The following is a 26,707-nucleotide window of genomic DNA, read 5'->3' on the forward strand; positions in this document are numbered from 1 at the left end:
ACTAAATCAAATGCTAGAAATTAAAGACTTTAGTTATCGGGTTAATGAAAACTACATTTTAAAAAATGTAAATATGAAATTTACTGAAAAAACTATTTCAGTTATTCAAGGACCCTCTGGATGTGGTAAAAGTACTTTACTTAAAAGTATTGCCAAACTATATCCAAAATATAGCAATGGAAAATGCAATGGGACAATAACACTAAATCACGAACCGCTAAAGAAAACTGGTACAGATGCATTTTGTAAACAAATCAGCATAATGTTTCAGAATCCAAATTACCAGTTTGCAATGGAAACAGTTCAAGACGAGCTAATTTTTACGCTAGAAAATATTAACACTAACCCTAAATTAATTGAAAAAAAGGCCAGACAAGCCCTTGGATTTTGTGAAATTGCACATTTAGCTAACCGTAAAATTGCTACTTTATCTGGTGGTGAAAAACAAAAAGTATCATTAGCCATTATATATGCAATCGATAGTCCTGTAATTCTATTAGATGAACCTTTTGTAAACGTTGACCAGTCTTCAGTAAATTTAATTATTGATAAATTAAACGTCTTAAAAAGAGAACATCACAAAACGATTATTATTGTTGATCATAATACTTACATATACTATGGTACGGCTGATTTTTATTATAAATTTGATGAAAATAAGCTTAATTTTAAGCCGTTCAATGCTGTTAAACCAAACAATCTAAGCAAATTAATTAGTTTAAATACAAATCGTCGACCATTCGATAATATAATAACTTTGCAAAATTTTGAGGTAGCTAACGAAAATAAAGAATTATTGTCTATAAATAACTTTAGTTTTAAAAATGGAATTACATTATTAACAGGAGACAACGGAACTGGAAAATCCTCGCTTTTTAAAGCGATTACTAAAAGTAAAAAGTATCGCGGAAATATTTCGTTAGCAAAAATGCCAATTCGTAAAATGAGTAAACAAAAATTATACAAAAAAGTTGGCTTAATTTTTCAAAACGCGGACACCCAATTCATGACCATGACGGTGCAGGAAGAAATTAATCTATCTTACAAAAAAGTTAAGAACGGTTTTTATAATTTTAGTCAAATTCAAGATGCTATTAAATTACTAAATTTGGATGCCTTATTGAATCGAGTAATATACACGTTAAGTGAAGGGCAAAAGAAGAAAGTACAAATTTTAAGTATGTTAATTATGTCTAATCCAATTTTGTTACTTGATGAACCATTCAATGGATTAGATAATCATTCACTCCATCAAATCTTAAAACTTTTAAAAAATGCCAAGGAGAAATTTAATCAGAGCATGATTATCATCAGTCATCGTTTTGATGATGTTGGCCAAATAATTGACCACCATGTTAACTTGTCAAACCATAAACTAGTGAACTTAGGAAGTGAGCATAATTAATCCATCTATAAAACTAATCACTATCTTATTAATTGCTTTAGAAATATCCTTTACGCAAAACATCATAACTAATCTAGTGCTTATCTGTTGCAGCATACTGTATTTAATCTTTCATAAAGCAATAACTAAAGGCACCCTGCTTGTTTTTACACTAGCAATCATCCCATCAATAGGGATAGTATTTTCTCAAAACATGTACGGTAACTCTTTTATGGGCACAATATTAGTTACTCGTCTGTATGCATACATCGCTTTAGGAATGACCATTACTAAAACAACTACAATAAAAGAATTATGCATGTCATTTGAACAAAATCTTCATATGCCTACAAAATTTGTATATGGATTTATGGGTGGCTTTAACTTAATAAGTTATATAAAACAAGATATTTTAGACATTAAACAAGCAGCATATTTTAGAAACATGAGTTTACATTTTTGGTCGCCATCGTTGTATTTCAAAGCAATTGTATCAGCTATTCATTATTCGGAACTTTTAGCTGAAGGGATGGAATCACATGGCTTTTCAGAAAATTCTCAAAGAACCCATTACCAAAAAATGGAAATTAAAAGAAGCGATTATGTATTTTCATTAGCGTTATTGATAGCCGTACAAATATTTCTTTTTTACTTTTAAAACATCTTACAAACATAAATTTATCAACATCTTATAATTATGTTTATAATGTAGTTGGGTCGTAATGTTTTTTATAATAATTTGGAGGCTTTATATGAATCGTAAATTAAGTAATGTTTCAGAAAAAATTGTTGATTATCAAAAGAATAATGACCTTACCGATACTCAATTAGCATTCAAGTTACATTTTAGTGTCGAAGAGTTACACAATATTAAATCTATGGAACGAAGACCCACGAGAGATGAACTTAGAGTTATAAAAGTAGGATGTAATGAAAAAGCCTGGTAACAATTAGTTACTAGGCTTTTTATATTTCTCCACGCAATGATAATATTTCTCGAACTAAATAAGCATCAACATACCCAAATGATATTTCCATTACATCATTTAAGGCAATTTTTTTGTTCAAAATTAAGAAAGTTTTGGTTTCATCTAACTGATTGATATACACATTATCGTCATCAGTCTTAACTGGATATCCCATGAAGTCATTACCATTATTCAACTGCAATCGAATTAAATATCTCAATTTTTGAGATTGATTAATAATATCTGAAAATAAATTATCTTGTGAATCAAATTCTCGTTCATAATTTAAAACTGGTTGTGACTCCATATGATAATACTTATTCATGTCAATAAATTGCTGAATTAAAAATAAGTAATCAGATTGAACGATTAAATTGTGTACTGCTAAATTTTTCATCAGTACATATCCACCAAATTGTCCAGCCATATCAACCACTTTAATTACTAGTTGGCTATCAGATAAAGAAATAATTTGTCCAACATAAAAATATCTTTTATTATATCTAGACCTAATTTCAACCAATTGCTGATTCTTATATGCTTGTTTTAATCCATCAACAATTTCAGCTTGTTCACGTTTTATAATTGTTGGCAAACTATCTTTTTTAAAAACATCTAAACAACGACTTAAAATAGTTAATTCTCGACCTTGAAACTCAACTAATTTGATGTTGGTAAAATTAATTGTTGTTTCTTTTTTATTACTGAAGTGAAACTTATCAACATTTTTTATTTTAAAATTAGTATCACTAACATCAGTGACTAGCCCCTCAATAAAACGATTAGAAATTAAATCTTGGACTAAAATAACCTGTTTATCAAGCATTGATTGAATGATAATTTGCTCAAATAAGTTAATGTTCGTAGCAAAGGATAACGAATTAGGATAAAAATCAATAAAATCGTCATCCGCAGCGATTGACATTCTTAATTTAATATCACTTAAATCATCGCTATCAAATTCAACTTCAGAAATTACTGAGTTTTTTAGACACACCATGCCATCAGCTAATCCTAAGCTATCGTAGGTACTTAACAATGTTTCATCATCATTGATTCGATTTACGTACCCTGTATAAAATACATCCTCGTCTTCTTGATAAACATTAATCAATTTTCGATCATTGAATGCATCCTGTAAATCACTATAAATAGTGTTCATAAAATCCTCACTTTATATTATGATATTGCATTCGCCATAAATTTGTTCAAATCAGCTCTGGATTTACCAGCACTAACTCCAACAATTAATTTAATTCTGGCTTTTTGACCATTTAGGCCACGGCAAATTTCAATACCCATTTTTTCTAGTTCAATTCCGCCACCTTGATAGTCATAAATATCTTGTGCAAATCCATTAATACAACGTGAAACTAGATAAATTGGAATATTGGCGTTAAGTAGACGCTGTACTGAAGGTAACGTAGCGGGTGGTAAATTACCAGCACCTAATCCTTCCACGATAATTCCCCTAGTATCTGATTTATTTAGTGCATCGAAAATGGTTCCATCCATCCCCGCAAATGCCTTTACCAGATATACACCATCCACGGTATGATCTATTGAGCATACTTCACTTTGAATTAGTTCTTGATAAAAAGCTGGTTGATGCTTACTGACAATTCCAATGGGCCCAAAAGTTGGTGTCCTAAAGGTATCAACGTTAGTAGTATGAGTTTTAGTTACATATCTAGCTGTATGAATTTCATCATTCATTACAACTAAAACCCCTTTATCAGCCGCATCATCACAAGCTGCAACTGCTAAAGCATTCATAAAATTATATAGTCCATCTGAACCAATTTCATTTGAAGAACGCATTGCACCAGTTACTACCACTGGTATTTTGTTGGGTAATGTTAAATCTAAAAAGTACGCTGTTTCTTCTAAAGTATCAGTTCCATGCGTAATAACTACCCCATCAATGTTCTCGTTATATGCTTTTCTAATTCGTTGACTTATTTGTAACATAATTTCAGGAGTTACGTGTGGTGATGGTAAGTTAAATAAATCATCGTTGATTACATTAATGTCTTGGCCTAAATTAATGGTTTGTTTAGCAATAGGATTTTCATCATTTTGGATAACTTCACCATTTTCATTTTGTGACATGGAAATGGTTCCTCCAGTATGAATCGCTAAAATATTTTTCAAGATTATAATCCCCCTCAAAAGCTAATTTTATTTAATTGTACATTAAAATATAACTTTTAAACAATTTAATATTTAATGATAGATTGTTTTTAGTCGTTTCTAATGCTAATATATTATTTATCAAGTTAAATAGTATTTGTTTATATAATACCAAAATATGGTTGGTTAGTTTCTACCTAGGACCGTTAATCCTAGACTATAAGCATAAAGTATTCTAGACTTTTTGCTTTTAGTCATGCAAAAGGTCTTTTTTAGTTTGTATAAACGATGCTTAAAATATTTAGGAGGATTATTGTGCAAAATAGTTCAGAAAATGGTCTCAAGCAAGTTTCACATGGTAGATCAGCTATTTTAGGTTTTCAACATTTGTTAGCTATGTATTCTGGTGACGTAATCGTACCGCTATTAATTGGTACATTCTTGCATCTATCAGCAGCTCAGCTAACTTACTTAGTTTCAGCCGATATTTTTATGTGTGGGATTGCAACGCTCCTGCAATTAAAGAAGACTCCCATCACAGGAATTGGCTTACCAGTGGTTTTAGGTTGTGCGGTTCAAGTGGTTGCTCCCCTAAAATCAATTGGTGGGACTTTAGGTTTAGGATATATGTACGGTGCTATTATTATTTCAGGTTTATTTGTATTTTTAATATCCGGCCTATTTTCAAAAATTAGAAAGTTGTTTCCTCCGGTTGTAACTGGTTCTTTAATTACCATTATCGGTTTTTCTTTAGTTCCAGTCGCTTTCCAAGATTTAGGTGGTGGTAATGCTGCTGCTAAAACGTTTGGAAGTGCTAATAATTTAATTATTGGTTTTTCAACTATGGCTATTATCATTTTAATTAATATTTTTGGTAAAGGTTTCTTTAAATCAATTTCGGTATTAGTGGGTATGGCGTGTGGAACTTTAATTGCATACATGATGGGAATGATTTCATTTGAATCAGTTTCTCAAGCCAGCTGGTTACACTTTCCAGAACCATTTTACTTTGGAGTCCCTAAATTTGATTGGTCAGCCATCGTCACTATGATTTTAGTTTCTCTAACTACTATGGTTGAATCCACTGGGGTTTTCTTAGCCTTAAGTGACATTACTGGTAAAAAAATCTCCAGTAAAGATTTAGCTCGAGGTTACCGTTCAGAAGGAATCGCTGCCATGCTAGGTGGTATTTTTAATACTTTCCCTTATTCAACTTTTTCTGAAAATGTTGGTGTTGTGCAATTATCAGGTATTAAGACCAAACGTCCCATCTACTATGCTGGATTCTTCTTGTTACTATTAGGATTGCTACCTAAAGTTGGAGCATTCGCTACTGTGATTCCAAGTCCAGTACTTGGTGGTGCCATGGTGGTTATGTTTGGAATGGTTGGAGTTCAAGGAATCAGAATTTTACAACAAGTTGATTTCAATGATAACAATAATTTACTTATCGTAGCCGTTTCAATTGGTTTCGGAATTGGTGTTACTGTTTATCCAGGAATATTCAATGCCTTACCACAAGCTGCCCAAATCATTCTTAATAACGGAATTGTGGTTGGTGGTTTCCTAGCTGTAATCATGAACTTAGCATTTCAACTTTTAAATAAAAATAAATAACCTAAAAAGTCTACTCAAATAATTAGAGTAGACTTTTTTAATCAAATTTTTTTAAATTAAAATCAATCTGAATTAAAATTGTAATTGAGGTGGTATTAATGGCTAAAAAATTTGATAAAAAGAATCGTGAAGAAATCATTATTGATATGAATGATTTTTTAATCACATATGGTGCATCTATTTTAGGTAATGATAATAAAGATATTGCTCAACGAGTATACGAAGCTGGCAAAAACGGTTTAAATAACTTAGATAAATTATTTAAAGACAACGGCTTTGGTCGTAAGGAAAAATATTATGATATCGGAGAAGGATACATATCAGATTTGTATCATGAAAATCCTGAAAACATCACTGATGAAGCAAACAAACTAGCTAAAGAAGCTATGGAATACCTAGGTAACAATCTTGATAAATTTGACCATTGGAAAGCCGAATAAGATGACCTCCAATGGTCATTTTTATTTAATAATGACAAAGGGAGGCCGCTAAATTGATTATGATAATTGGTGAACTCATAGGTACATATTTAATGCTAGGACTAGGCTTAGTAAGCAGTGTATTTATAAATTACAACCTATATCCAAAGCCACAAAGCCGTTTTTTAACCGGTGCTTATTGGGGATTAAGCATATTTATAGCTTCAATGTTTAGCACCCTATTTTTTGGAACAGCTAATTTTAATCCTATTTTTTCTTTCGCACAGGCTGTTAACCATCAAATATCTTGGTTAACCATGCTTGGTGAATTTGTAACTCAAATTTTTGGAGCGTGGTTGGCATCAGCAACCGTTCAAAAAATGTGGTCAAAGTATTTAAACACAATGCCAGTTAATTTAAATTTTTTTGCGACTGTTCCGCGCCAATTACACAAATGGTTTTATAATTTTTCATGGGAAGCCATTGGTACTTTTACAATTGTTATAAATGCTCAAATTATGGATGATATCCAGATTACTTGGTGGGTCAAAACCATCTGGTCATCAATCTTAATAACAGCAGTTATTACAACCGTTTCGCCAATTACGGGGGCTGCTTTAAACCCAACACGGGACTTTATTCCTAGATTATTTTTTACTAAAACATATGACAAAAAAATGGCCCAGTGGGAATATTCTTTAATTCCTATCGCTGGACCAATTGTTGGTGGTATTTTAGGGTTAATTGTGGCTAATTTAATTTAGCTTTGATTATTTTTGACACATCATAATAGCAAAAGCATTGTTACCAGTATGGGTAGAAACAATTGCCGAAGTATATATTAATGGTATTTCTAAATCTGGGAAAGCGGCTTTTAACTTAGCTTGCATTAGCTTAGGCCATTCATCACTACCCGTGTAGCTAATACCAATAAATGAAAAATCTTTTGATTTCATTTCGTCAAATTTGCTGGCAAACCACTTTGTAAAAGTTTTTTTACCACGACCTTTTACCTGTAGTACAAGTTCTTTTTCTTGTAACTGGAATAAAACATGTAGGTTCATTAATTTAGAAACTAAACCTTTGGCTCTTCCAATACGACCACCTTTAACCAGATTATCTAAAGTACTAGCACCAATAAATAAACTACTCTTACTAATCATATCGTTAACAGCATTCACAATTTTAGAAACGTCTTCTTCACCGTTTTTTACCATTTTAGCAGCTTCTAAAACTATATGACCTAAGTTTTGATCAATAAAATGACTATTAATAACGGTTACTTTACCGTCAGCTATATCAGCAGCTTGGCTAGCTGAATTTACCGTTCCACTCAATAGGTCAGTCATGTGAATTGAAACAATTTCACTACCGTCTTTAGTTAAATCATTATAAAATTCTACAAAATCACCAATTGATGGTTGACTGGTAATTGGAAATGGCGCTTTAGGGTTGTTTTCGATTTGATCAATTAAAGTTTGACCGTTAATATCGATTCCATCTTTATAAGATTTTTCACCAATATTAATATTAAGTGGAATAACATTGATATTAAATTCGTCTTGTTTTTCCTTAGATAGTAAAGCAGTCGAATCAGTAACTATTTTAATCATACGTAATAGTCCTCCGTTATTTATTTTCTACATATATAATAAATGTATTAACAATAATTTTCATTCATTTTACATCTATTATATTAGAAACTGCTGACAAAGCCTAACGAATCAGTTAATAAAAAGCAACATTTAAATGTACTAAAGTAACATTGTGTAACAGATTAACTTGAATTTTACAAATAAAAGATATATGATTATAAAAAATTTAAATTTCTTAAGGATGTTTTATATTGGCTAGAAAAATAACAATCACATTCATACTTATTACGAATATATTTGCCATTTCATTAATTTTAAACGACCTTTTTTCTTTAATCGATGAAGGTATCAATCCTGTTAAAATCTTTAGAGTAATCTTCGTGTTTATACTAATCTTATTTATTGATTTTAAAACCGCTCAAGAAAATAATTATTAAAAAAGAAGCAATGAAAATTGTAGTGCCTTACAAAAGTTAGTTTTAATGTCCAACTTTTGTAAGGCGGTTCAAAATCATTGCTTCTTTTTTTATTTACTATCTAAATTACTTTGAATTTTTCCTAATAAAGCTCTACAAATTGGTCCTACAAGGATTAATTGAAGCGGCAAAGCTAAAATTAGATTGAATAACCAAGTGTGTAAATAAGTTCCAAAAGAAAAATTAAAAAATCCAATCTGTACAATTAAACCAAAGCAAGACATTAGAGTCACCATGCCTAAGACCATCATACAAGATATCCATAGCGCAATTACAATCGGATTTTGTTTCATACTTTCTTTAAAAATAAATTTGAAGAAAATCCCCTTTACGATGGGACCCACTAGCACTAAATCTAAAATAGCAGCAACGATTAAAGCTAACGGATAACCCTTAATAACTTCAATTACGTAACCATCACTAAATCCTGCACTTAACGCAATATTATAGCATTCCATAACAATGACCATTAGGCCAGCCATCATTCCAGTAAACATTAACTCTTCTTTAAAATTTCTTGGCATTGAAAATATCTTCCCTTCTTTAATATAAAACCATTAAAAGTCAATATTTTCACATTACCATAAGAAAATTTTCTTCGTAAGTAACAATTATGTTACAAAATTAAGCTCGCCACATTTCCGCGATAATTTGCGTTTGCATAAATTGACAAATAACCCTTACCATTTGGTCTGGCATGTACTTTGCTGCATTTAAGGTTGCTGGATGGTCATTAATTGAAACAATACTAAGTCCATTATGTCTAATCGTTATGTTGTACTTCTTAAATTCATCAACCATTTTAATTAGCTGCGTTTCTGTCATAATCATCACCACTGATTTTAAAAATAAAAAAGGCTACTTGAATAAATCAAATAACCCCTTTAAATAATTATTTTTCTGGAGCAACACAAACTCCTTCAGGAACTGTGAAGTCTTTTTGTATTATCGTTAACTTACCATTGTCAGCATTACGGCTGTAAAGTGTAGCGTTGTTGGTATTTTGATTCAAACAAATTACTAAACTTTCATCCCCATTAAAGTTAAAGTCTCGTGGAAAATCGCCTTCAGTAGAAATTAGTTGGATTAGTTTAACATTTGCATCATCATCAGACTCAAATACTGCTAAACTATTGTGTCCACGATTAGAAAGATAAATAAACTTGCCATCTTTAGACATACGAATTGCAGCGGCACCGTTATGTTCAGTCCAATCATCAGGAATTGTTGAAATTGTTTGTTTAGCACTTAAGGCACCCTTATCAGCATCATAATTTAAGACAGCCAGTTTACTGCTTAATTCACCAGCAAGATATGCAACTTGTTTGTCTGCATCAAACACAATGTGACGAGGTCCAAAGCCAGCTTCCATATCTAAACGACTAACTTCAGTTAATTTACCGTTGTCAGTAACATCATAGATGTAAACCCTATCTTGACCTAAATCAACTACTGCCAAACGATTATCTGGAGTTAAATCAGCATAGTGTGGATGCGCACCGTTTTGTTGTTCTGGTCTAGGGCCAACCGAGCCTTCATGTACAACTTTATCAACAAAATTTAATTCACCATCGTCACCAATATGATATACCTTCACTTCACCTGTATGATAGTTAGCGGTATAAACTAGTTGGCGATTTTCATCAACTGTAATATAAGCTGGGTTAGTATTTTCTTCAATCACTTTATTAATTTCAGTTGCTGGACGTTGACTGCCATCTAGAGCAATCGCACCACCCTTGCCAGAAGCATCTTTATCTACTGCATATATACGATTGTCGTTAGATTGGGTAACATAAGTAGGATTACCAACTTTAGCTACTAACTTCAAGTCGCTAAGCTTATCTGCATCTAAAGAAAGTTCATAAATTCCTTCACTACTTTTTTTAGTATAAGTTCCAATTAAAAATTTTTCTGTCATTACTATCACTCTTTCAGTTATAGTTTTTGTACTATCTCTATTCTATTATGTATAAATCATTTCGTAAACAATAGGACTCTAAAAAAGTATTGACTAAAATCAAATCATCAGTATAATTATTAATAACAAATGAGAATATTAAGCTATGATGAGAAAAGTAGTTAGATACAATTTTTGCAGAGAGTCCATGTGGGGTGAAAATGGATATGTTGGATTTAACGAAAATGGTCTTTGAGCTTTTACGAACGACATTTAGTTCGTAACGGGAGCACCTGATATCGTGCAAAGGAATGATTAGTTCCGGATGAGGTAAATCAATTTTGATTTATAAACTAAGGTGGTACAGCGAGGCACTCGCCCTTTTTAATAAGGGCGGGTGCTTTTTTATTTTAGAAGGAGTGAAATATATGTCAAATAAAAATTTTGATAAAAGTTTAGAAAGTAAACATTTAATAACCCTATCATTAGGTGGTGTAATTGGTACTGGTATTTTTATGAGTACTGGCTATTCAATCCAATCTGCTGGGGCTGTTGGAACTATCCTAGCGTACATCGTTGGATCTGTTTTGGTGTGTTTAATCATGTCATGCTTAGGTGAATTATCAGTTCATAATCCAAACACTGGTGCCTTTCATACTTATGCTAGCAAATATATTAATCCAGGGATGGGCTTTTTAACTGCTTGGTTGTACTGGCTAACTTGGACCATTGCATTAGGCTCTCAGTTTGTTTCTTTATCGTTGATTGCTAAACAATACTTCCCTCATTTTCCAATTTGGGGCTTTAATTTATTATTTGCCATAATTATATTGTTATTAAATACCATCAAAATTGAAATTCTTTCCAAAAGTGAGTTCTGGATGTCTATAATCAAAGCTGCAGCTTTAGCAATCTTTTTAGTTATTGGATTGCTAATGGTATTTAAAGTTATTCCAACGCATCAACAAAATTTTAAGCCTTTCTTTGCTGAACTAACCACTAATGGATGGTTTCCAAACGGAATTGCTCCAGTTATTTCAATAATTCTTTCAGCAAATTTTGCTTTTTCCGGTACCGAAATGATTAGTGTGGCGGCAGGGGAAACACAAAATCCTGAAAAAAGTATTCCTCAAGCAATTAAGAAAACCCTATTAATTTTAATCGTTTTATTTATTGGAACAATCATTGTATTAGGTTCCATCTTGCCTCAACATTCAGCATCATTAACACAAAGTCCGTTTGTATCGGTTTTAAATAACGTTGGAATTCCATATGCTGGAAATATTATGAACTTAATTCTATTCATTACAATTTTCTCCGGAGCTAATTCAGGTGTATACGCTGCTTCTAGAATGTTATGGTCGTTAGCTGACAAAAATACCCTGCCTAAAAAACTAGCAAAATTAACTAAAAATGGATTGCCAATTTACGGGTTGATTTTAACTATCATGGGTGGGTTTCTAGCTCTATTTTCGAGCGTTTACGCCCCTAATACTGTTTACTTGGCACTAACTGCTATTTCAGCATTTGCAGTCGTAATGGTCTGGTTAATTATCGCATGGTCGCAACTAAACTTTCGTAAACAATTCATCGCTAGTGGGCATTCATTGAGCGAACTAAAATATAAAAGTCCCGGATATCCTTACGTTCCATGGATAGTAATTATCATTTGTTCTATTTCATTGTTAGGAATTGCACTCGACCCTAGCCAAAGAATAGCCATTATTGTCGGCATTCCATTCTCAATCATTTGCTATGCATACTATCAAATTGTATATAAGAAAAAATTGGAAGGTGATTTAAATGAGTAACTTTAAAACTTGGAGTCAAAAGCAGGATAAAATCTTAATTGATAGCTCAATGTCATTAGGACTAGAAGAGAGAAATTTAGATTTAAATAATAAATTATGGACTGCTCAAGCATTAGTAGAAAAGCCTGAATTAATTGAAGATGTTCATACTGAATATTTTAATGCCGGATCTAATCTAACTGTAACTAACACCTATCAAGCAAGTATTAAGGGCTATTTAGATGCCGGATTTGATAAAGTTGAGGCTGAACAATTAATCAATAAAGCTGTTCAATTAGCTAAAAATGGTCGAAGTAAATCTAAAAATAATCAAGAAAAATGGATAGCTGGTGCCATTGGACCATATGGTGCTTATTTAGCTAATGGATCTGAATATACTGGAGATTATAACGTCTCAGATGAAGAACTAAAGCAATTTCACACTGATCGCATCAAGATTTTAATTGAAGCTGGGTGCGACGTCTTAATATTAGAAACAATCCCAAACTTTGCAGAATTAAAAGTCTTAATTAAATTATTAAAATATAAAGATATTCCTGTTATCGTGGGCTGCTCTTTAAGTGATTATAATCATCTAGCTGATAAAACCCCCATCAAACAGGTTCAACAGCTATTAGAACAAGCAGACTGCGTTATCGCTTATGGTAATAACTGTACTGCCCCAGACATTGTATCTGATAGTATTAAAGAACTAGTTAAAAATTATCCAAACCATAAAGACCTTATCGTTTTTCCTAATTCCGGAGCCCAGTATGACCCTAAAATAAAAAAATGGTTAAACAACGGTGTATCAGAAATAGAATTTTTAGAATTAACTAAACAATGGCTTGCCTTAGGTGCTAAATATGTCGGCGGTTGTTGCTGCACTTCAGAAGCAGAAACTAAATTAATCCATGACAAATTGTTTTAAAGCAACGCCCAATCAGATAGAATAATCATTAATGGAGATGATTATTTTATGCAAAGTTTTGAATGGCTACATCCTATCTTAACCCCCACTTTTAAGTTAGATTGGCTTTCTAATTTTAAAATTAAGGATGTTAACCTATTACAAAAACAATCCAACTATCAAACTTCAATTGAGCAAAGTATGGATTATGTTAATGCAACGATGCAAAAAATTATGCAAACTGAAAATTTAGTATGGGGAATTCAGCAAAGAAAAAACAATCAACTAGTTGGTATTATTAAAATATCTAATTTGAATAAGAAAACAACATTTATTGAATTTATTAACGATAGTCTTTCTCAAATCGAACAAGAGCAAATTCTAGAAAGAATTTCTCCATTACTAAAACAGCTGGGTTGCAAAAATTTTAAAGTAATTAAATAACTTATTTCATAACAAGGTTAATGATTATATTAATCTTGTTATTTGCTTTATAATAAATAGTATATTATATTATTTAATAATAATTACAAACTGAAAGGGAGGACATTAATGGAAAATGATATTTACCAAAAATCATTAAATCTACTAAGAGAAAATAAAGTAAGAATTACTCCACAAAGGCAAATAATTTTAAAATATTTAATTGATCATGATAATCATCCATCGGTCGAAACCATCTATAAAGCTTTGGAAGATGAATTTTCTAATTTAAGTGTAGCGACTATCTATAATAATTTAGAATTATTTGAAAAATTAGGTATTATTATTCAAATTCCTAATCAAGACGGTGGTGTAAGATATGATTTCTTTGGTACTCCTCATTTTCATGCCATTTGCGAAAATTGCGGTAAAATAGTTGATATTTTTTATCCTAAATATAAAGAAATTGATCAAGAACTTAAAAATATAACTAAAAATCAGTCTGATTTTATGCCATCTACTAGTCGGATTGAAGTGTATGGTTTATGTAACGAATGTAAAAAACAATTCAAATAAAAAAATCTCATAGATTTTATCCATGAGATTTTTTATTTTTAACCTAAAAATTGTCTTAGTTTACTCATTTTTTCAATTAACAATGTTCTAATTTGGATGTCTTTTATACTTACTAAATCAGTCGCTAATTGAGCATGCTTAACTTGTTCTTTAGTTACAGGACCTGCTTTAATACCAAATAATTCATCCATCGCCTGAATGTCTTCTTCGACACCCTTCCATGCTGAATTATGTTGTTTCAACACTTCTAAGGCCTCTGGACTGAAGTATTTCATAACGTGGGCAAAATCATTACGGATGTTTGGATAGTATTTTTCCAAGACTTCAAATTCTTTAGAACTCAATTTCTTTAATACTCGGCCCGAACCAATTAGTTCAGGTGGGATTCCAACTGAATATAGTGAGCCCGTAAACGTAATGGCACGTGGCATTTTATATCCATCAACATCTCTAGAATAGCCAATGATTCCAACGTGTTGGTGACGATCACGACGCTTAGGAAAAGCATCAAATACTGCTTGTAAATCATCAATCAGTGGGTCTAAAGTAACATGATATTCTTTAGCAGTTTTTTCAGCGATTTCTAATAAAATTGCTTGGTCTTCATCGTTTATAATATTAAATTCGCTCTTTTGTAGTCCAGTTCTCAACTTTTCAATAGCTGGTTTAACTTCATCTAATGGAAAATCATATCTAAACGCGGATTGGATAGTAGCGGTCTTCAAGCCTGGAAATTCTTCCAAGTAACGATCAACCAATCGAGGTGACAGGCCCCCTCTAAAAATAGTACTTCCAGTTCCGGCAATTGGATAAACTGGTAAACCAGTCTCTTTAGAAAATTCACCCAACTTAGACAATGCTAGTTTATTTCCAATAATACTATTTAGAAAACCGTTGGATAATGCTGAATCTGATCCAGCTAAGAACACTCGTAAATATTCAATTGGTCGACCAAAATGGTCTTGATACATATCTACGAATTTTTTCAAAATTTTAGGAGCATTGAACTGTGATTCAAAGCTTTCAAATAACGGAATCATTTGTAATGTATCACTATTTGGATGAACATTTTTAAATTCTTCGTTTTTAAATTTAGCCAAAGCTGCAAACTTATCTTCCATCGCAATTAATTGGTCAGCATTTCTAGTCATTGGCAAAATAGCTTCAAATAATGGTCGATTATCAAAGTTTAAATCATCCGCAAAATCCTCTGCTAACATCATCGTAGTCATAGCTTGCATTAAGCTATAGCCTTTTTCTTCCCAAATGTTTGGTAGTCTAAAAGTTAAGTACTTATCTTTACCTAGTGAATGTTTAGTAAAATAATCATAGTGCTTAGAGTAAAGACGATTTACAACTGAAGCGTCAGCATGCTTACCTTCCCAGTCCCACATATATTCATCAGCATCTAAAACTGAATAATTTTGATATGCTTCATCAATTTCTCTAAAAGCTGATACGAAAGGATTATCATGATGTTTAAAGAAAGGCACGTTGGCGTTATCTGGATGTTGGGTTCCCATTACATTTGGAATTTTTCTGTTCATTAGATTTTCCTCCTAAAATTGGCAATAAATATTATGCTTTAAAGTAGTCTTTTGGAACGCGAGCCAAGTCATGTTCAACTAAACGTTCAGCATTTTCAACCGTGTTCCAAGCTGCTCCTTTAAGCAAGTTGTCAGCGACTACCCACATATTAAAGGCCCCCGGATTTTCATTATCAGGACGAACACGTCCCACATAAGTTTCTCGGTTACCAACTGCATTAATTGGCTGTGGATAAACTTGATTAGACGGATTATCTTGTAATGTAACGCCATCCCCATCAGCAATACATTTTTGAATATCTTCTTTAGTAGCAGAACTGTCTTCCACTTCAAAGTAAACTGATTCGCCGTGAGCAATTGGAACTGGCACACGCACACAAGTTGCTGTAACTTTTATATCTTTAGCATCCATATCATTTAGCATAATTTTTTTGGTTTCATGAATCATCTTCCATTCTTCATGTGAATAACCATCATCTTCAAATACATCGATTTGAGGTAATAAATTAAAAGCTAATGGATAATGCTTTTTGTCACCAGCAGTAGGTAAAATATTTGCATCCATATTCTTGCCATCTAAGAATTGTTGAGTTTGTTTATAAAATTCATTCAAAGCTGATTGACCAGCACCCGAAGCAGCTTGATAAGTAGAAACTATAATTTGCTTTAAACCATATTTTCTAAATACGGGTGCCAAAGCAACTACCATTTGAATGGTTGAACAGTTAGGATTAGCAATAATTCCCTTATGGTCTTTTAAAGCATCCTCGTTCACTTCAGGCACTACCAATGGAACATCTGGGTTCATTCTAAATGCACTGGTGTTATCAACACATACCGCTCCACGTTTAACTGCTTCTGGTAATAATTTCTTAGAAACTGCTCCACCAGCTGATGCTAGGACTAAATCAACATCGTCAAAAGCTTCTGGAACAGCCTCTTCTACCGTTATCTCTTGACCTTTAAATGATAATTTTTTACCAGCTGATTTTGCTGATGCTAAAAGTTTTAATGATTTTACTGGAACCGTCGATTTTGCTAATTGGTCAATCATTCTAGTTCCAACAGCACCCGTGGCACCTAAAATTGCTACATTATATTCTTTCATTTTTAAAATCTCCTATATAAATTATGCTAAATAATTTTTCATTTGATTCATTGCAACTTTTATATCTTCATCAGAAGCTGCATAGGAAAGACGAATGTATCCTTGACCTCCATCACCGAAGGCTGAACCAGGTATCACACCAACTTTAGCATTTTCAGCTAATTCAAGCGCAAATTCCGCATCATTTTGGTTACATTGTGCAGGAATTTTTGCAAAGACATAGAAAGCACCTCGTGGTGTCGCCATGTCAAAGCCCATAGTTTCTAAAGCACTAACAATATAATCACGACGACGACGATAGATTTCACGCATTTCAATTGGGTCATTTAATCCATTAGCTAATGCTTCGTATGCAGCCACTTGTGCAGGATTAGATGGTGATGTAATCATAAAAGCATGCACTTTAGTTAGCTTTTGCATAAATTCTTCTGGACCACAGACATATCCAATTCGATAACCAGTCATCGCATGTGATTTAGAAACTCCATTAATATAAATTGTTTGCTCTGGTAGTAATCGAGCAATTGAATAATGTTCAACTCCGTAAGTCAATTCACAATAGATTTCATCTGTAATCATAAAAATATCATGATTCTTAACAACGTTAGCTAAAGCTTCTAAGTTTTCTTTTGAATATTCAACACCAGTGGGGTTACCAGGATAATTAATTAAAATAGCCTTAACTGCATCCCCTTCACGTTCAATAACTTGTTCTAGATGTTCTGCAGTTAGTTCAAAATTATCCTTAGATGTATCAACCATAATTGGTTGAGCACCTAATAATTTAATAATTGGATAATATAAAGCAAAAGTTGGGGTAGGTAAAATAACTTTGTCACCAGGATTTAACATCGTTTCAAAAGTAGCATAAATTGCTTCAGTAGCTCCAACTGTAACCACCACTTCACTTTGTGGATTGTAATCAAGATTTTGCTCTTTCTTTAAGTAATTGGAAATCGCCTGACGCAATTCTAATTTACCAGTTTGAGCTGAATAATGAGAATCATTATTTTTGATACTATCCATAGCAGCTTTTTTAACATGTTCAGGAGTATTTAAATCTGGTTCTCCAATGGTTAATTTTACAATTCCATCAATACTAGATATTTTTTTATCAAATGCTCTAATTCCTGATGGCCCTACTAAATCTAACTTTTCATTATATGTGTCTTTTAAATTTGATAATAATCTTGGCATAATAATTAATCTCCCATCTGGTTTTTACTACATTACATTTTCTAATCCAACCACTAATTCATTTACATCCATAACTTTTTCAATTCCAATCTTTACACCGTTCATGAAAGAGCCACGATCAAATGAATCTTGTCGGATAGTAAGTGCCTCGCCAGCACCACCAAACAATACTTGTTCATGAGCAACATACCCAGGCAGCCTTACAGCGTGAACTCTAATTCCGTTATAATCTCCACCACGTACATTAGCTAATGTTTCAACGTTGTCATCAGCACCTTGTTCATGGGCTGGTCTAACTTTATCAATCATCTTAGCTGTATTTAAAGCCGTTCCAGATGGTGCATCTTTTTTATCATCATGGTGCATTTCAATAATTTCCACATCTGGGAAATATTGTGCCGCTTCTTGAGCAAATTTCATCAATAATACTGCTGAAAGTCCAAAGTTGGGTGCAATTAAGCCACCTAACTGATTAGAACGACTTAATCCTTTCAATTCAGCTAATTGATCATCACTCAATCCGGTCGTGCCAACTACTGGACGCATTTTATGTTCAATCGCAAATTTAACGTTTTGATATACTGAATTTGGCACTGTAAAATCAACCCAAACATCAGCAGATACATTAATTTCATTTAAATTGGTAAATAGCTTAACTTCATCAGATAGCCCATATTTACTTTTATCATTATCGTTGGCACTAGGAGCTAAGCCACCAACTAATTCAAAATCTTCAGTTTCTTGAATCATATGAATTGCTTTTTGTCCCATTGAGCCATTGTAACCAGCAAGAAAAACTCTTATCATAATTAATCTCCTAACTCTAGTGATAATTTATGCATTAAAGCATTTTCATCAAGCTTTAAAGCCTTAGCTAAGGTTTGTTTTTCCAAATTATTCAGTGATAAAATTGGTAATCTACATCCACCGACCGCAAAACCTTGTGCATTTAACACTGCTTTAACTGGTGAAGGTGACGGATACATAAATAATGCATTCATCCTAGGAGTTAAAAATCTTTGTAGTTTTGCAGCCACAGATACTTGCCCTTGCTCTAAAGCATCCAACAAATGACGCATCTCATTTCCATAAATATGAGAAGCTACTGATATAACTCCATTAGCACCTGCTGATTTAGCGTACATAGTTTGAGCATCTTCACCTGTATATATAGCAAAGTTTTGGTCTGTATGATCAACTAAATATTCGATATCTTCAATTGGATTACATTGTTTAACTCCGACAACGCTAGGTTCTTGAGACAATTCTGCGATTGTTTCCTTATCCATCGAAACCCCGGTACGTCCCGGGATGTTATAAATCACAATTGGAATATTTGTATTATCAGCTACTGATTTAAAATGAGCCTTCATACATCTCTGATTAGGTTTATTATAGTAGGGAACTACAACTAATGCTGAATCAATTCCATCAATTTTTTCAACTTCTTTAGTAAAATTGATAGTTTCTTTAGTATTGTTACTCCCTGTACCAGCGATAACTGGTACTCTTTTGTTAACAATTACAGCAAAATTTTTATAAAGCTCTAATTTTTCATCATGAGTTAAAGTTGGTGTCTCACCTGTAGTACCACCAATGACAAATCCACGACTACCCGTTTCTAATAAGTGATTGGTTAATTTTTTTAATGCAACGTAATCAATTTCATCGTTTTCGTTGAACGGTGTAATGATTGCGGTCATTAAGTCTACATTTTCAAACATAATAACGCCCCTATTTATTTACTAATTATTACTCATTCTAAATTCAATAAACTGAATGATTGCTTTTACTCCCTTTTCAATTGATGTCTCTTTAGGGTTAAAAGTATCTGAATGCAATTGCGAATCATCTTCTACCCCTAGCCAAAACATCGTTCCAGGAAATTTATGCAATAAGTAACCAAAATCTTCACCAGTCATGGCTGGTTTAGTTTCTATGAATTCAATTTGTTTATTGTTCTTCATAAAGTTAATAAAATTATCGGTAAGTTCTGGATTATTTTCTACTGGTAAATAACCACCCTGATTTAACTCAACATCGACATCACAATCAAAACTAATTGCAATTCCTTTACCAATTGCTTTCAAGCGAGCATCAATTTTTTTAATCATACTTTGGTTTAAGCCCCTAATTGTTCCTTCAATTCGAGCTTCACCTGCAATCACATTTCTAATCGTTCCAGCAGTTAATTTACCAAAGGTAATTACGCCACTTTGGATTGGATCAATACTACGTGATATCACCGTTTGAACTTGACTAATAAACTCACTAGCAGAAACAACCATGTCATTAGCTAGTTGTGGATAAGCGGCATGACCACCTTTTCCTTTTAAAGTAACATTGACTTCAGTGGTTCCAGCAAAAAGGGTTCCCATACGACATCCAATACTACCAGCTGGTAATTGGGGGTTATCATGTAATCCATAGAATTCATCCGGACACCATTTACCCTGAAAAACGCCTAACTCATATGCAATCTTACCGCCATTTTCACTTTCTTCGGCCGGCTGAAAGAAAAATACCAAATTATCTTTTGGCTGATGTTCAGAAAAATAGTTTAATATCCCTAAAGCTACAGTCATATGAATGTCATGACCACAGGCGTGCATTTTCCCTAAATTTTTAGATTGATAGTCTAAGCCTGTATGTTCAGTAACTGGTAAAGCATCAATGTCACATCGATAACCAATTGTTCGAGTAGGATTGCTACCATTAACATGTACCAAGGTAGCAGTTGGTAGACTTTCAATAGTTTTTAATTCTAAGTAATCTTGCTTAAAACTTCCTATTATATCTCTTAGATATTTTGCGGTTTCATTCTCTTGTAATGCTAATTCTGGAATTTGATGAAAATGTCGACGAATATCAATTAAATCTTTTGAACTTAACATATAAAATCACAACTTTCTCAAATCATCTTGTAATTCAGTTTTAGATTTAGTTTTATCATCAATTTTTTTAATTACTCTAGCTGGCATCCCAGCTACTAATGTATTCGGTTCAACATCTTCAGTAACAACTGCACCAGCTGCAACTACTGCACCGTCACCAACGTGTACCCCTTCGATGACTACTACATTAGCTCCAATCATTACATTATCTCCAATTGTAACTGGTTCAGCTGAAGCAGGTTCTACTACACCAGCCAACACGGCGCCAGCTCCAATGTGACTGTGTTTACCAACAATTGCACGTCCACCCATAACAACTCCCATATCAATCATGGAATTATCACCGATTTCAGCCCCAATATTAATTAAAGCACCCATCATAATCACTGCATTGTTACCAATTGATACTTGGTCTCTAATAACAGCACCCGGTTCAATTCGGGCATTAATGTTTTTCATATCAATTAATGGAACTGCAGAGTTACGAGCAGCATTTTCAATTTCATAATTATCGATTGAATCAGCATTATTTTCTAAGAAGGCTTTAACATCTCTCCAATCTCCAAAAATAACTCCGGAATGAGCCTCAACAAAAGCCTTTATATTAGATGGATATTCAATTTGGTCTAACTTACCACTCACATAAACTTTCACTGGGGTTTTTTTATCTGCATTACTAATAAAATTGATAATTTCTTGAGCGTCTAATTGTGCCATGTAAATTTCCTCCAATTATCTAAAACTAATATTTTAAATCTAGTCTGACTAAGTCTTCATAACTTTGTCGTTTAATAACTAACTTATCTTGGCCATTTTCTACAAATACAACTGCTGGCTTTAAATTAAGATTATAGTTAGAAGCCATTGCGTATCCATAAGCACCGGTAGCAAACATTGCTAAGATATCCCCGGGTTGTGTACGTGGTAAATTAATATTTTGAATTAAGATGTCACCAGATTCACAATATTTTCCAGCAATTCTAACTGGGGTGCTTTTTGGTTTATCATTAGCTTTATTAGCTATAACAGCTTCATATTTAGCCTGATACAAAGCTGGACGAATGTTGTCACCCATACCACCGTCTACGGTTACATATGATTTGATACCTGAAACATCTTTTCTTGAGCCAACTGTATATAAGTTATATCCTGCCGGCCCAATAATCGATCTACCTGGTTCAATCCAAATGGCTGGTAAATTAATTCCTTTTTGATTAGAACGTTTTTTTATAGCTTTAACAATTGCATCCACAAACTTTTCCGGTGCAATTGGGTCATCTTCTTCACTGTATTTAATTCCAAATCCGCCCCCAACGTTTAATACTTGGGGTTGATAGTCAAATTTTTGATGCCATTCAGCTGACAAATCAACTAATTTTTCAGCTGCCATCACAAAACCATTGACTTCAAAGATTTGTGATCCAATGTGAGCATGAATGCCTAGCATATTCATTCTAGGATTATCTAGAACCATCTTTAAGGCTTGTTCAGCTTGCTTACTTTCAACATCAAAACCAAACTTACTGTCAACTTGACCAGTTTGATCATATTCATGAGTATGAGCTGAAATACCTGGTGTAATTCTAAGCATCACATTGGTAGTTGTATTTAGCTCTTCTAAAACTTGATTTAGTAGACTAATTTCATGAAAATTATCTAATATAATAACGCCAACGTGGTTTTTAACTGCCATTACTAGTTCTTCAACAGACTTATTATTACCGTGAAAACTAACTTTATCCATTGGGAAGTCAGCCTGCAAAGCGGTATATATTTCACCACCAGATACGACGTCAATATGACAATTTTCCTGTTTCATAACTTGGTAAGTAGCAACGCTAGCAAATGCTTTACTTGCGTAACTAACTTCGTATTCAACTTGATTATCTTCAAATACTGATTTGAAGTGATTAATTTGTTCTCTAATTTTTGAAACATCATAGACTACTAATGGAGTTCCATACTTATGAGCCAATTCAACGGAATCAACGCCACCAATCATTAAGTGGTTGTGTCTAGTTTCATAATCAAAATCATTTTCAATCATCATAAATCCTCCAATAATTTTTATCGAAGTTATCGAACAAATAATCCATTTTAGAAAAAAGGATTCTTCTGTTCGCTTAAACAAAAGAATCCCCCAATTTTTTAGATAAAAAACTATTATTCGGTATAATTTTGTCGATAGCGCCCCATAAGCTTTCATACTTATGACAGTTCATAGCCTATTAAGCTAAGCCCCAGAAAGAAAAATCACATATAAAATTCTTTCTTCGGCAATCTCCCCTTTCAAATAACCTCATAGCCAATATGTGATAACTCGGTTATTTTACTTTTGTCGACTGCGACCTCTTCGATTAAATAAAACTATAATACGAAATACTCATTTTTTCAATACATCTTCTCATATTTTTTACGTTTTTTTTAATTATTTTTTATTTACTTATATAGTTCCATCTTAAATGTACCCTAATATCAACGATTACAGTTGATTATTAAAATTATAATGTTAAAATTCATCTTAATAATAAATTAATTTTTATCGTATAAAGGTGTGAAGTAATGATGAAAGTTGTAAAGTTTGGTGGTAGCTCACTAGCCAGTGGGCCTCAATTTGAAAAAGTAATTAACATCATAAAAAATGATTCTAGAAGACAGGTTATAGTAACTTCTGCACCTGGTAAAAGGTTTCCTAAAGATACTAAAGTAACTGATTTACTTATAACATATGCTGAACAAGTAATCGGCAAGCAAGACTATTCTGAAGTTCAAAGCGATATTTTTAATCGTTACCGCGAAATTGCTAGTTATTTTAAATTACCTACAGAAAATATTAAAGAGCTTAAAAATATTATTTACCGACTACCACAAAGTAGTTATCCAAACGATGATTATCTAATGGCAGCATTTAAAGCTCATGGTGAAAGAATCAATGCTAAGTTAATGAATATGATTCTTAATCATTTAGATATAAAATCAAGATACATTGACCCTAAAAAAGCTGGAATCATTGTTACTGACTATCCTAACAATGCATCTGTACTTCCAGTTACTTATAAGAATTTATCCGAACTAGAATATAGTGATGACGAAAAATTAGTTTTTCCTGGTTTTTTTGGATTTACTAGCAATAATGAAATTGCTACCTTTAACCGTGGTGGATCAGATATTACTGGCTCTATTCTAGCGCGTGGTTTGAAGATTCCAAGCTATGAAAACTTTACCGACGTAAATGCAATATACGCAGCTAATCCTAAAATTGTAAATGATCCAATGCCAATTCATAAATTGACTTATCGTGAAATGCGTGAACTTTCATACGCTGGTTTTTCAGTTTTCAACGATGAAGCGATTATTCCAGCGATTGAAGGTCATGTAACCATCACTGTTAAAAATACAAACAACCCGGAACTACCTGGTACCAAAATCGTTCCACAAGGCATTGCACAGCCATCGCATGTTATTACTGGGGTTGCTGGCTCTGACCATTTTTCAGCTCTTTATATTCATAAATACTTATTGAATAAAGAAGTTGGATTTACGCTAAAATTATTGCAAATATTGTACAAATACAACATTTCATATGAACACATGCCATCTGGAATCGATGATTTAACAGTTATTTTTGATAAGAAACAGCTAACTGATAATGTCGTCGAAAACATATGTCAAGACATCAAATCCATTCTTAATCCTGACCAAATTGAATGGATTGATGATTATGCAATTATTATGATTGTGGGTGAAGGTATGAAAGGTCAAACCGGTATTTTAGACCGTGTCTTAAATCCGCTCGCACAAAATCGAATTGCTGTGCATATGATTAATCAAGGTGCTTCTAGACTATCCATGATGATTGGAACTCGTAAAGAAGACGCCGAAGACGCTGTAAACTGTATATATAACGAATTTTTCCTAGAAGAATAATTTTTTAAGGAAGTGCATTTTAATGGTTCAATTATTAAAAGTTCATGGTTCAGAAAATCATTTTTTCATACTGGACCAAACACTATTAAACTCACCTATGCCTTTACCTAATATTCAACAATTAGCCCGTAAAATAACCAATGAACAAAGTGGCTTTTTACACGGCGCTGATGGTATTTTAGTCGTTGATAAATCTAATCATAAAGATTGTTTAGGTAAGATGATCGTAGTAAATGCAGATGGAAGTATTGCTTCTATGTGCGGTAATGGTCTAAGAACTGTTTCAAGATACTTATCTGAGAAATACAATAAAAATAATTTCAAAGTAGAAACTTTGAATGCTGACCTTGAGGTTGGTAAAAAAGATGATTTAAGCGAAAAAGTGCCTGCTTTTAGCGTTGAAATTTCACCAATCCGCTTTGAAGATGATGCTTTTCCTTTTAAAAACTTAAAGCATGATGAAATAATTAATCAAAAATTACCAGAACTAAGCAATCACTTACTATTTACAGCGATTGCCGTTCCTAATCCACATTTAATTAGTTTCGTAGAGGATGAAGATTTAAATAACGATACTTTAAAAGAACTTGGGACTAAATTAAATGCCAAAAATCCATATTTTCCTGATGGTGTAAATATTAATTTTGCAAAGATAATTGATAAAAATGCACTTTTCGTCAAAACGTTTGAACGTGGCGTTGGTTTCACTAACGCATGTGGAACTGGCATGTCATCAACGTCATTGGCATTCTTAATTAATCACCCTGATCTTTGCGATGAAAACAATGATATTACCGTCTATAATCCTGGTGGGATGGTTAAAACTAACGTTAAAAAGGTTAACGATAACTACCAAATCAATTTAATTGGTAATGCCACAATTACACACAAAATTGAGATTAGTGAACAAGATTTGATTAATGAAAATTTTGAAAATGCTCAAATTAACGCTACTGGCGAAGAAAAATATTATCAGGCATTTGTAAATAATCTATAAAAAAGAACTCCAAATTTGGAGTTCTTTTTGTTTTGCTTTACTTTTTTAATAATAAGGATTATCATTGAATTAATTATTAAATAATAATCATTCTAATCTAAAGGGGCATACATAAATTGAAAAAAAGAAAAACTAGTTTAGCTCAAAAAATAAATATTTTAAGAGCCAGTGTCATGGGATCGAATGATGGTATCTTATCAGTTGCCGGGATTGTTATTGGGGTTGCCGGTGCTACAACTGACTCATTTTCCATATTTATTTCAGGAATTGCTGGTATGATTGCCGGAACTGTCTCCATGGCAATGGGCGAATATGTATCAGTTAATACTGAAAAAGACTCGCAAAGAAGAGCCGTAATGCGTCAAAAAAATGCTTTAAAATCTAATTATGACGAAGAATTTAATTTTGTTAAGAACAAATATAAAAGTACCGGAATTTCAGATGAATTGGCTAATAAAGCTACTACCGAAATGATGAATAAAGATGCTTTAGTAACTACTGTACGTGAACGTTTTGGCTTTAACGTTAATGAATTTACTAGTCCTTATGCAGCAGCCATTGCATCAATGATTTCATTCCCTACTGGTTCTGTTTTACCGCTATTGGCAATTACTTTGTTCCCACCCAAGATAAAAATCATTGCAACTTTTATTGCAGTTGTTATTGCATTATCAATTACCGGGTATGTAGCAGCTATCTTAAGCCATGCTAACCGTTTCAAATCAGTTGCAAGAAATATAATTTCTGGAATGTTAACTATGATTGTTACTTATTTAATCGGATTATTAGTTGGAATTATTTCACACGGATAGGAGGAGCAAAATTTGAAAAGTAAGAAAAATAAAC

The 26,707-nt window shown here is 32.7% G+C and carries 27 protein-coding genes, 2 riboswitches and 1 other annotated feature; of the genes, 13 read left to right on the top strand and 14 right to left on the bottom strand.

Going from position 1 to position 26,707, the window contains the following annotated elements:
* Nucleotides 1–10 precede the first annotated feature (10 nt).
* The 3 genes from FD06_RS00065 to FD06_RS00075 all read left to right on the top strand — a co-directional run bounded on the left by FD06_RS00065 (nt 11) and on the right by FD06_RS00075 (nt 2,331).
* Nucleotides 11–1,405 carry an ATP-binding cassette domain-containing protein gene (locus tag FD06_RS00065; protein WP_056965494.1) on the top strand — a complete coding sequence of 465 codons (1,395 nt, stop codon included), beginning with the start codon at nt 11–13 and terminating at the stop codon, nt 1,403–1,405.
* Nucleotides 1,392–2,042 carry an energy-coupling factor transporter transmembrane component T gene (locus FD06_RS00070; RefSeq protein WP_056965495.1) on the top strand — a complete coding sequence of 217 codons (651 nt, stop codon included), beginning with the start codon at nt 1,392–1,394 and terminating at the stop codon, nt 2,040–2,042. Before FD06_RS00065 ends, FD06_RS00070 begins: the two co-directional genes overlap by 14 nt.
* Before the next feature lie 94 nt (nt 2,043–2,136).
* Nucleotides 2,137–2,331, top strand: a complete 195-nt coding sequence (locus FD06_RS00075) for an LBP_cg2779 family protein (RefSeq protein ID WP_056965496.1) — start codon at nt 2,137–2,139, stop codon at nt 2,329–2,331.
* A 19-nt stretch (nt 2,332–2,350) separates the two neighbouring features.
* On the opposite strand, the gene FD06_RS00080 is transcribed toward FD06_RS00075, so the two are convergent.
* Together FD06_RS00080 and FD06_RS00085 are read right to left on the bottom strand one after the other, a co-directional pair.
* The gene (locus FD06_RS00080; protein ID WP_056965497.1) at nt 2,351–3,514 is read right to left on the bottom strand and encodes a hypothetical protein; all 1,164 of its coding nucleotides are present in this window, start codon (nt 3,512–3,514) and stop codon (nt 2,351–2,353) included.
* 17 nt (nt 3,515–3,531) lie between these two features.
* Nucleotides 3,532–4,506, bottom strand: a complete 975-nt coding sequence (locus FD06_RS00085; protein ID WP_056965498.1) for an asparaginase — start codon at nt 4,504–4,506, stop codon at nt 3,532–3,534.
* Nucleotides 4,507–4,626: 120 nt separating this feature from the next.
* Nucleotides 4,627–4,725: riboswitch (purine riboswitch) on the top strand.
* Nucleotides 4,726–4,800: 75 nt separating this feature from the next.
* On the opposite strand from FD06_RS00085, the gene FD06_RS00090 reads away from it, so the two are divergent.
* From FD06_RS00090 to FD06_RS00100, 3 genes are all read left to right on the top strand, one after another.
* Nucleotides 4,801–6,102 carry a nucleobase:cation symporter-2 family protein gene (locus tag FD06_RS00090; RefSeq protein ID WP_269147718.1) on the top strand — a complete coding sequence of 434 codons (1,302 nt, stop codon included), beginning with the start codon at nt 4,801–4,803 and terminating at the stop codon, nt 6,100–6,102.
* A 98-nt stretch (nt 6,103–6,200) separates the two neighbouring features.
* Nucleotides 6,201–6,542, top strand: a complete 342-nt coding sequence (locus FD06_RS00095) for a hypothetical protein (RefSeq protein ID WP_056965500.1) — start codon at nt 6,201–6,203, stop codon at nt 6,540–6,542.
* A 59-nt stretch (nt 6,543–6,601) separates the two neighbouring features.
* Nucleotides 6,602–7,285, top strand: coding sequence for an aquaporin (locus FD06_RS00100; protein WP_237757209.1), 684 nt, complete (start codon nt 6,602–6,604; stop codon nt 7,283–7,285).
* 6 nt (nt 7,286–7,291) lie between these two features.
* On the opposite strand, the gene FD06_RS00105 is transcribed toward FD06_RS00100, so the two are convergent.
* The 4 genes from FD06_RS00105 to FD06_RS00125 all read right to left on the bottom strand — a co-directional run bounded on the left by FD06_RS00105 (nt 7,292) and on the right by FD06_RS00125 (nt 10,513).
* On the bottom strand, nt 7,292–8,134 hold the full coding sequence (locus FD06_RS00105; protein WP_056965502.1) for a DegV family protein: 843 nt from the start codon (nt 8,132–8,134) through the stop codon (nt 7,292–7,294).
* 508 nt (nt 8,135–8,642) lie between these two features.
* Complete coding sequence (locus tag FD06_RS00115; protein WP_054657276.1) at nt 8,643–9,116, bottom strand: DUF2798 domain-containing protein; 474 nt, start codon at nt 9,114–9,116, stop codon at nt 8,643–8,645.
* Between the two features lie 100 nt (nt 9,117–9,216).
* A complete protein-coding gene (locus FD06_RS00120; RefSeq protein ID WP_054657278.1) occupies nt 9,217–9,417 on the bottom strand; it encodes a hypothetical protein in 201 nt (66 codons plus the stop codon).
* 67 nt (nt 9,418–9,484) lie between these two features.
* Nucleotides 9,485–10,513: a lactonase family protein gene (locus FD06_RS00125; RefSeq protein ID WP_056965504.1), complete on the bottom strand. Its 1,029-nt coding sequence runs from the start codon at nt 10,511–10,513 to the stop codon at nt 9,485–9,487.
* Nucleotides 10,514–10,649: 136 nt separating this feature from the next.
* Nucleotides 10,650–10,878 (top strand) — a binding site (T-box leader).
* A gap of 42 nt (nt 10,879–10,920) precedes the next feature.
* Here FD06_RS00125 and FD06_RS00130 point away from each other — a divergent pair.
* From FD06_RS00130 to FD06_RS00145, 4 genes are all read left to right on the top strand, one after another.
* Entirely contained in the window at nt 10,921–12,303 is a 1,383-nt protein-coding gene (locus FD06_RS00130) for an amino acid permease (RefSeq protein ID WP_056965505.1), read from the top strand.
* Complete coding sequence (gene mmuM, locus FD06_RS00135) at nt 12,296–13,213, top strand: homocysteine S-methyltransferase (protein ID WP_056965506.1); 918 nt, start codon at nt 12,296–12,298, stop codon at nt 13,211–13,213. The genes FD06_RS00130 and mmuM overlap by 8 nt, the downstream gene beginning before the upstream one ends.
* A 48-nt stretch (nt 13,214–13,261) precedes the next feature.
* Complete coding sequence (locus tag FD06_RS00140; RefSeq protein ID WP_056965507.1) at nt 13,262–13,636, top strand: hypothetical protein; 375 nt, start codon at nt 13,262–13,264, stop codon at nt 13,634–13,636.
* A gap of 108 nt (nt 13,637–13,744) precedes the next feature.
* Complete coding sequence (locus tag FD06_RS00145; protein WP_056965508.1) at nt 13,745–14,191, top strand: Fur family transcriptional regulator; 447 nt, start codon at nt 13,745–13,747, stop codon at nt 14,189–14,191.
* Between the two features lie 38 nt (nt 14,192–14,229).
* On the opposite strand, the gene ppcA is transcribed toward FD06_RS00145, so the two are convergent.
* The 8 genes from ppcA to lysA are packed head-to-tail and all read right to left on the bottom strand — an operon-like array spanning nt 14,230 to nt 22,987.
* On the bottom strand, nt 14,230–15,738 hold the full coding sequence (gene ppcA / locus FD06_RS00150; RefSeq protein ID WP_056965509.1) for a phosphoenolpyruvate carboxylase: 1,509 nt from the start codon (nt 15,736–15,738) through the stop codon (nt 14,230–14,232).
* 31 nt (nt 15,739–15,769) lie between these two features.
* Complete coding sequence (locus FD06_RS00155; RefSeq protein WP_054657286.1) at nt 15,770–16,846, bottom strand: aspartate-semialdehyde dehydrogenase; 1,077 nt, start codon at nt 16,844–16,846, stop codon at nt 15,770–15,772.
* A gap of 21 nt (nt 16,847–16,867) precedes the next feature.
* On the bottom strand, nt 16,868–18,043 hold the full coding sequence (locus tag FD06_RS00160; protein ID WP_056965510.1) for an aminotransferase class I/II-fold pyridoxal phosphate-dependent enzyme: 1,176 nt from the start codon (nt 18,041–18,043) through the stop codon (nt 16,868–16,870).
* Between the two features lie 27 nt (nt 18,044–18,070).
* Nucleotides 18,071–18,850 carry a 4-hydroxy-tetrahydrodipicolinate reductase gene (dapB, locus tag FD06_RS00165; RefSeq protein WP_054657289.1) on the bottom strand — a complete coding sequence of 260 codons (780 nt, stop codon included), beginning with the start codon at nt 18,848–18,850 and terminating at the stop codon, nt 18,071–18,073.
* A 2-nt stretch (nt 18,851–18,852) separates the two neighbouring features.
* On the bottom strand, nt 18,853–19,767 hold the full coding sequence (dapA, locus tag FD06_RS00170; RefSeq protein WP_054657291.1) for a 4-hydroxy-tetrahydrodipicolinate synthase: 915 nt from the start codon (nt 19,765–19,767) through the stop codon (nt 18,853–18,855).
* Nucleotides 19,768–19,788: 21 nt separating this feature from the next.
* Nucleotides 19,789–20,937 carry an N-acetyldiaminopimelate deacetylase gene (locus tag FD06_RS00175; RefSeq protein WP_054657293.1) on the bottom strand — a complete coding sequence of 383 codons (1,149 nt, stop codon included), beginning with the start codon at nt 20,935–20,937 and terminating at the stop codon, nt 19,789–19,791.
* A 6-nt stretch (nt 20,938–20,943) separates the two neighbouring features.
* Nucleotides 20,944–21,654: a 2,3,4,5-tetrahydropyridine-2,6-dicarboxylate N-acetyltransferase gene (dapD, locus tag FD06_RS00180; RefSeq protein ID WP_056965511.1), complete on the bottom strand. Its 711-nt coding sequence runs from the start codon at nt 21,652–21,654 to the stop codon at nt 20,944–20,946.
* Between the two features lie 25 nt (nt 21,655–21,679).
* On the bottom strand, nt 21,680–22,987 hold the full coding sequence (gene lysA, locus FD06_RS00185; protein WP_056965512.1) for a diaminopimelate decarboxylase: 1,308 nt from the start codon (nt 22,985–22,987) through the stop codon (nt 21,680–21,682).
* Nucleotides 22,988–23,113: 126 nt separating this feature from the next.
* Nucleotides 23,114–23,299, bottom strand: a riboswitch (Lysine riboswitch).
* A 203-nt stretch (nt 23,300–23,502) separates the two neighbouring features.
* On the opposite strand from lysA, the gene FD06_RS00190 reads away from it, so the two are divergent.
* The 3 genes from FD06_RS00190 to FD06_RS00200 all read left to right on the top strand — a co-directional run bounded on the left by FD06_RS00190 (nt 23,503) and on the right by FD06_RS00200 (nt 26,673).
* The gene (locus FD06_RS00190; RefSeq protein ID WP_056965513.1) at nt 23,503–24,864 is read left to right on the top strand and encodes an aspartate kinase; all 1,362 of its coding nucleotides are present in this window, start codon (nt 23,503–23,505) and stop codon (nt 24,862–24,864) included.
* 22 nt (nt 24,865–24,886) lie between these two features.
* Nucleotides 24,887–25,861, top strand: a complete 975-nt coding sequence (gene dapF / locus FD06_RS00195; RefSeq protein ID WP_056965514.1) for a diaminopimelate epimerase — start codon at nt 24,887–24,889, stop codon at nt 25,859–25,861.
* Nucleotides 25,862–25,977: 116 nt separating this feature from the next.
* Nucleotides 25,978–26,673, top strand: a complete 696-nt coding sequence (locus FD06_RS00200; RefSeq protein ID WP_269147719.1) for a VIT1/CCC1 transporter family protein — start codon at nt 25,978–25,980, stop codon at nt 26,671–26,673.
* Nucleotides 26,674–26,707: the final 34 nt, after the last annotated feature.

The sequence above is a fragment of the Apilactobacillus ozensis DSM 23829 = JCM 17196 genome, from assembly GCF_001435995.1.
In the GTDB taxonomy this organism is placed as follows: Bacteria; Bacillota; Bacilli; order Lactobacillales; family Lactobacillaceae; genus Apilactobacillus; species Apilactobacillus ozensis.